General features: G+C 76.2%; 7 protein-coding genes. 4 read left to right on the top strand and 3 right to left on the bottom strand.

All coding sequences use genetic code 11. The annotated features are described in order from the left end of the window. Positions 1–160: 160 nt before the first annotated feature. The 3 genes from AB0G32_RS23445 to AB0G32_RS23435 all read right to left on the bottom strand — a co-directional run bounded on the left by AB0G32_RS23445 (position 161) and on the right by AB0G32_RS23435 (position 1,481). Positions 161–346 (bottom strand): hypothetical protein, encoded by a 186-nt coding sequence (locus tag AB0G32_RS23445; RefSeq protein ID WP_361166440.1) that lies wholly within the window; start codon positions 344–346, stop codon positions 161–163. A gap of 58 nt (positions 347–404) precedes the next feature. After that, entirely contained in the window at positions 405–779 is a 375-nt protein-coding gene (locus AB0G32_RS23440; protein ID WP_361166437.1) for a hypothetical protein, read from the bottom strand. 114 nt (positions 780–893) lie between these two features. Then, entirely contained in the window at positions 894–1,481 is a 588-nt protein-coding gene (locus tag AB0G32_RS23435) for an HhH-GPD-type base excision DNA repair protein (protein WP_361166434.1), read from the bottom strand. Positions 1,482–1,596: 115 nt separating this feature from the next. Here AB0G32_RS23435 and AB0G32_RS23430 point away from each other — a divergent pair, with 115 nt between their 5' ends. The 4 genes from AB0G32_RS23430 (at position 1,597) to AB0G32_RS23415 (ending at position 6,768) form a co-directional block, all read left to right on the top strand. Continuing rightward, on the top strand, positions 1,597–3,252 hold the full coding sequence (locus tag AB0G32_RS23430) for a penicillin acylase family protein (RefSeq protein ID WP_361166431.1): 1,656 nt from the start codon (positions 1,597–1,599) through the stop codon (positions 3,250–3,252). A gap of 128 nt (positions 3,253–3,380) precedes the next feature. Beyond that, a complete protein-coding gene (locus tag AB0G32_RS23425; RefSeq protein ID WP_361166428.1) occupies positions 3,381–3,872 on the top strand; it encodes a cupin domain-containing protein in 492 nt (163 codons plus the stop codon). Further along, entirely contained in the window at positions 3,869–4,633 is a 765-nt protein-coding gene (locus AB0G32_RS23420; protein WP_361166425.1) for an SDR family NAD(P)-dependent oxidoreductase, read from the top strand. The genes AB0G32_RS23425 and AB0G32_RS23420 overlap by 4 nt, the downstream gene beginning before the upstream one ends. Before the next feature lie 212 nt (positions 4,634–4,845). Next, positions 4,846–6,768, top strand: a complete 1,923-nt coding sequence (locus AB0G32_RS23415; RefSeq protein ID WP_361166422.1) for a copper resistance CopC family protein — start codon at positions 4,846–4,848, stop codon at positions 6,766–6,768. The last annotated feature ends 5 nt before the right edge of the window (positions 6,769–6,773 follow it).

Below are 6,773 nucleotides of genomic sequence, written 5' to 3'. Positions count from 1 at the left end.
GCGAGCATGCATCCGGCGGTGCCGGTGTGGCCGAACCGGTCTAGTTGTCCGGAGTTCAGATAGCGCAGCCGGAAGTCGTGGGGTCCGGGTCCGACGTCGACTCCACAACCCCGACCCCCGACCCCCCCCCCGCACCCCCCGCCGCCGGGTGACCGCGCGGTCAGCCGAGGTCGCGCTCCGGTGCGGGGTGCTGCCGTACCTGGGGAGCGGTCGGCGCGGGTCCGGGGCGGCCGGGGCGGGACCCGGGTTCGGGCTTGGGGCCGGGGCTGGGGTCGGGGCTGGGGTTGTTGCGGCTGGCCTCCGCGCGCAGGAGGGCGCGCAGGACGGCGTACGGGTCTTTGAGCATGGGTTTCCCTCGGTCCGTGCGTGATGGGTGCTGGCGGGGGGCCGGGAGGCCGGGCCGGTCAGCAGCGCAGGACGACGGAGCGCGCGGGGTGCCGGGCGGGCGGTGGCGGGGATGCGGGCGCGGCGCACCGGGTGGCGGGGGGAGCGGGTGGCCACGGCGGGCGCGGGGGCCGCGGTGCCGGGCGCCGGGGCGCGGCCGGGCGGCGGGTGGCGCGGGCGGGTGCCCGCAGGGCCGGGTCGAGCAGGTCGTACTCGGCCGCCGTACCGCCTGCTCCGGTGTCGCCGGCCACCGCGGCGGGCGGCCCGGCCTGTGCCTGTGCGTGTGCGTGCGTGCCGGGTACGAGCAGGGCGAGCAGCAGCACCAGTACGCGCGCCCAGGCGCGTCGGCGGGCGGCGTGCGACGCCGTACGGGAGCCGCTCGATGACTCGGCCATGGTTCATGCTGGCGACGGGCGGGGCGGGGGCGCACGTCGGAGGGGGCCGGTCGGGGTCGGGCCCGGAGGGCGGCGGCGGCCGGTGTTGTTTCTACTTCCTTCTTCTACTGTCTCTCACTTCTCCTTGGCGGCCTTCGCCGCCGCCTTCATCTCCTGCTTGTGCGCGCGGACCTTGGCCAGTGACTCCGGTCCCGTGATGTCGGCGACCGAGCGGAAGGCGGTCGGTTCGCCGTAGGGACCCGCCGCCTCGCGCCAGCCGTCCGGGCGGACGCCGAGCTGCTTGCCGAGCAGGGCGAGGAAGATCTGCGCCTTCTGCTTGCCGAACCCGGGCAGGTCCTGGAGGCGGCGGAGCAGCTCGCGGCCGTCGCCGGCGTCCCGCCAGACGCCGTCGGCGGCGCCGTCGTAGTGCTCCACGAGATAGCGGCACAGCTGCTGGACGCGGCCCGCCATCGAGCCGGGGTAGCGGTGCACCGCCGGTTTCGTGGCGAGCAGCGTGGCGAACTCCTCCGGGTCGTACGCGGCGATGTCGTGCGCGTCCAGGTCGTCCGCGCCCATCCGGCGGGCGATGGTGGCGGGGCCCTTGAACGCCCACTCCATCGGAATCTGCTGGTCCAGCAGCATCCCGACCAGCGCGGCGAGCGGGCTGCGGCCGAGCAGTTCGTCGGCCTCCGGGTCCTGGGCGAGGTGCAGGTTGACGTCCATGAACCGATGATCGCGCGTCGGGTCCCGGGCCGCGCGCCCGGCTCCTCGCGGTCGCCGGGGAGGGCGTACGATTCCGCCATCCGAGCTTTTAGTTAGGTGAGCCTAACCTAATAAGGTGATCAAACAAGGTGGTGATGGCGGGGTGGGCGTCGAGATCCGCCGTGCGGCCCGGGGCGTCCCGCACCTGCGTGCCGACGGTCCCGACGCACTCGCCCGCGCCCAGGGCCGGGCCGTCGCCCGCGAGCACGGCGGGTGGCTGGAACTGCGGCGGCACCGGGCGCAGGGCACCTCGGCCGCCCTCCTCGGACCCGATGCCCTGTCCTGGGACCGGTTCGCCCGCCGCGCCCGCCTCGCCGACACCGCCCGCCGCTGCTTCGCCGCCTTGGAGGAAGGGGAACCGGAGACTGCCGGGTGGGTCCGGGCGTACGTCACCGGGGTCAACGAGGGGCTCGCGGAGAGCACCGGTGCCCGGTTCGGGAAGGCGGGGTTCGCGCCCGGCCGCTGGGAGCCGTGGACACCGCTCGCGGTCCGGCTGTCCCTGCACATCCTCGCCACCGGCTTCCCGGCCAAACTGTGGCGCGAGCAGGTCGCCGGGCGGCTGGGGCCGGCGGGGGTCGCCCTGTTCGGCGGGGAGGGGGAGGGAGCGGACCCGGATCCGGGGGCGGGGATGGGAATGGGAATGGGAATGGGAATGGTGATGGGGCCGTATGCCGAGCCCGATGACCACGCCGGTCATCAGCGACTGCGGCTGTCCTGCCCGGAGTTCGACGTCGTCGGCCTCGCCGTGCCCGGCGTCCCCGGTCTGGTCCGCCGCGCCGACACCGGGACCGTCGCCTGGACCTTCACCCCCGGCGTCGCCGACCGCCAGGACCTCTACCACGAGCGGCTGCGCCGTACCGGCGCCGGTGTCGAGGCGCTCGGCCCGGACGGCCGCTGGCACCGCGCCGCCCGGCACACCGAACTGGTCCGGGTGGCGGGCGAGGGGACCGTCGAGACCGAGGTGATCGAGACCGCCCGGGGGCCGGTGATCGCGGGCGGCCCCGAGGGCCTCGACGACGGCACCCCCGTCGCGCTCAGCCTGCGGTACCCGGCCCGGGTCACCGCCGACCTCGGCTTCGGCGCGCTGCTGCCGCTGCTGCGGGCCCGCCGGGTCGCCGACGTGGACCGGGCACTGGCCGCCCGGACCGAACCGGTCGGCGTAGTACGGGCCACCGACACCGAGGGCGGCACCCTGCACCGGGGCACCGGCCGGGTGCCGGTCCGCGCCGCCGCCAACCTCGTACGACCGGTGCCGGCCTGGGAGCCGGGGCACGAGTGGCAGGGCTGGCGGGAACCGGCGGGTGCCGAGGGGGCGGGTGCCGAGGGGGTGGGCAGCGGGGACGGGTGGCCGGACGCCGACGGTCCGCTGCTGGAGCGGCTCGCCGCCCTGGACGGGCTCAGCCCCGGGGCCGCCGACCTGCGGGACCGTCTGCTGGGCCGGGGCGCGCGGGGGGACGCCGGCGGCGCCGCGTACGCGGCGGTGCGTTCCGCCGTCGTACGGCGACTGGCCGCCGAACCCGCCTTCGCCGCGCTGGCCGCGCCGCCCGCGTACCCCGAACTGTTCCAGCCCTGGCTCGCCCTGACCCCGCGCGTCGCGCACGCCCTCGGCCGGCTGCTGCGCGCCGAGACGCTGTACGCCATCGACCGTACGGCCGTACTGCGCGCCGCCGTCGAGGAGGCGACGGCGGCGGCCACCGCCGACCGGTTCGCTGGAACAGGCGGTGGCGGCTGACCGGCGGTGACCGGTTCGTCGGAGAAGGATGGGGAGGGGGGATCGTGGCGGCCGGTTCGTAGGGGGAGTCGGCGGTGGCCGGCTCGTCGAAGAGGGCGGCAGCCGCCCGGCGGCGTACGCTGCCGCGGATGAGCAGTCCGCCGACCCCCGAGGAACTCGCCGCGCACTACGGGCTGGAGCCGATCCCGCGCGAGGGCGGCCTGTTCCGGCGTACCTGGGCCGGGCCGGAACGTCCCGACGGCCGCCCGGCCGGCACCGCGATCGTCGCGCTGCTGACCGCCCGCCCCGGCGACTTCTCCGCCCTGCACCGCCTGCCCGTCGACGAGATCTGGCACCACTACCTCGGCGACCCCCTGCGCCTGCTCCTCCTCGAACCCGACGGCAGCGCCCGTACGGCGGTCCTGGGACCGGACGTGCTGGGCGGCCAGCAGGTCCAGCTCACCGTCCCGGCCGGTACCTGGATGGGCGGCCGGGTCGTGCCCGGCGGCGCCTGGACCCTCTTCGGCTGCACGATGGCGCCCGGCTTCAGCTACCCGGACTACGAGCACGGCGACGCCGGGAAACTGACGGCGCGCTACCCGGCCGAGGCGGCCCGGATCATGGAACTCTGCCGCCCATGAGCCTTCTTGACGGACAGACGGCCCTGGTCACGGGCGCGGGCGGCGGTATCGGCCGGGGCATCGCGCTGCGCCTCGCCGAGGAGGGCGCGGCGGTCGCACTGCACTGCCGTACGTCGGTGGCGGCGGCCGGCGACGTGGCCGCCCGCGTGCGTGCGCGCGGCGGCCGGGCGGTCGTGCTGCGGGCCGACCTCACCGACGAGGACGCCTGCCGGCACCTGGTCGAGGAGGCCGCCGACTGGGGCGGCGGACGGCTGGACGCGCTCGTCAACAACGCCGCCGTACAGCCGGTGCGGGAACTGCCCGGGATGACGGCGGCCGAGTGGCGGGCGGTGGTGGACACCGACCTGACCAGCGTCTTCGCCTGTACGCAAGCCGCGGCGGAGGTGATGCGCCGTACCGGCACCGGCGGCACCGTCACCCACATCGCCTCCATCGAGGCGCGTGCCCCCGCCCCCGGCCACGCCCACTACGGCGCGGCCAAGGCGGCGGTCGTCATGCACGCCCGCGCGGCGGCCCTGGAGTACGGCCCGTGGGGCATCCGCGTCAACACCGTCTCCCCCGGCCTGACCGACCGGGACGGCCTGGCCGGGGCCTGGCCGGAGGGCGTACGGCGCTGGCTGGACGCGGTGCCCGCCGGCCGGCTCGGGCGCCCGGAGGACGTCGGCGACGCCTGCGTGTTCCTCGCCTCCCGGCTGGCCTCCTTCGTCACCGGGCACGACCTGGTGGTGGACGGCGGGGTGTCGGCGCGTCCGTCCTGGTGATCGACGTGGTGATCGTCCCTTCCTGGTGAGCACGTGGCCCCTCGCGTCCGTACGTATCCCCGAGCCGGTGAGTCGCACGACGGGATGGTGACGTGAGGGGTGGCGGGAAACGTGAACGGCGTGAACACCGTGAGGAACGCCGTGGACGCCGTGGACGCCGTGAAAGCTGTGAAAGCCGTGAACGCGGAGGACGTCGTGGAGTTCAGGGGCTGGTGCTGCTCGGCACCGTGCTGGTCCTGTTCGTCCTCTTCCTCCTCGGCGCCGGACCGGCGTCCGCGCACGCCGCTATCACCGCCACCGATCCCGCCGACGGAACCGTTCTCGAGCACGCCCCGCGGCACCTCACCCTGACGTTCAGCGAGTCCGTCGGCCTGCGCGACGACTCCTTCCGCGTCCTCGGCCCGGACGGCCACCGCGTCCGCACCGGGGAGGCGGGCCGTGCGGACGATCGGTCCGAGACCGCCCGGACCTCCCTTCCCCGCCCGGACCGGCTCGGCGAGGGCACGTACACGGTGGCCTGGCGGGTGGTGTCCGCCGACAGCCACCCGGTCTCCGGCGCGTTCACCTTCTCCGTGGGCCGGCCCTCCGCCACGGCCGTGGACCCCGGTCCGGCCGAGGACCCGCTCACCGGCGCCCTGCACACCACGGCCCGCTACCTCGCCTATCTCGCGGGCGCTTTGCTCGTCGGCACGGCGGCGTTCGTGGTGCTGTGCCGTCCGCCGGACGCCGGGCGGCTGCGTCCGCTGGCGGCGACTGGCTGGTGGACCCTGCTGGCGGCCACCGTCGCCCTCCTGCTGCTGCGCGGCCCCTACGAGGCGGGCACCGGCCCGGCCACCGCCGTCGACCCCGGCGTCCTCGGCCACACCCTGACCACCCGGCCGGGGGTACTGCTGCTGGCCCGGCTGGTGCTGCTCGGGGCGGCCGCATGGCCGGCGGCCCGGCTGCTGCGGCCCGGCGGCGGGACGGAACGCGAGACGGGACGCGGGGCGTGTGCGGCGGGCGCCGCGCTGGCCGTCGTACTGGCGCTGACCTGGGCCGGTGCCGAGCACGCGGCGGCCGGCAGCCAGGTCCCGGTGGCGCTCACGTCGGCGTTACTGCACCTGCTGGCGACGGCCTGCTGGCTGGGCGGCCTCGCGGCCCTGCTCACGCTGCTGCGCCGCACCCCGGCCGGACCGGCGCTTCCGGCCGCCGTCGTCGCCCGGTTCTCCCGGCTGGCCCTGGCCTCGGTGACGGTCCTGACCGTGACCGGCGTCTACCAGTCCTGGCGCGGCCTCGGCTCCTGGCCGGCCCTCACCGGCACACCGTACGGCAGGCTGCTGCTGGCCAAAGGGGCCGCGGTGCTCCTGCTGCTGGCGGCGGCCGGGGTGTCACGCCGGTGGACGGGACGGATGGTGGCGGCGGCGGGGGAACGAGGAGATGCGGTGAGCGCTGCGGCTGGCCCGGGGCTCGCGCCGGTTCCGGGCCTTGCCCCTGTTCCCGCCCTCGCCACTGCTTCTGTACGGGCTTCTGCTCCCGTACACAGCTCAGCGCCCGCGCCCGTTACCGGACCTACGCCGGCGCCCGGACCCGTTCCCGTTCCCGGACCCGCGCCCACACCCGGCCCCCACCCCCCTACCAATACCAATCCCCGCACCATCACCCCCCACCACGCCCACCACCCCCTGCGCCGTTCCGTGTTCGCCGAGACGGTGATCGCCGCCGGTGTGCTGCTGATCACCACCGTGCTCACCGGCACCTCGCCCGGCCGGGCCGACGGCGAGGCGGCCGGGGCCGGACAGGTGGCCGCGCTGAGCCCCGCGTCCCTCACCACGATCCCGTTCGACGTCGGCACCCCGGGCGGCCGGGGAACCGTCCAGATCACCCTGGACCCCGGCCGCACCGGCGAGAACGCGGTGCAGGCCGTGGTCTTCGGCGCCGACGGCGGTCTGACCGCCGTACCCGAACTGCGGCTCTCCTTCTCCCTCCCCGACCGAGACATCGGCCCGATCGACGCGGGCCTGACCGACCGGGGCGGCTACTGGAGCGCCAACTCCGTCACCCTCCCGCTCCCCGGCACCTGGACGATGCGGGCGACGGTGCGGGTGTCGGACCTGGACCAGACGACCGGGACGGGACGGGCCCGGGTCGCGCCGTAGCCGCC

It is taken from the genome of Streptomyces sp. NPDC023723 (assembly GCF_040639815.1).
Lineage (GTDB): Bacteria > Actinomycetota > Actinomycetes > Streptomycetales > Streptomycetaceae > Streptomyces.
Note: the sequence above shows the minus strand (reverse complement) of the source record. Positions and strands in the feature narration are given on the sequence as shown.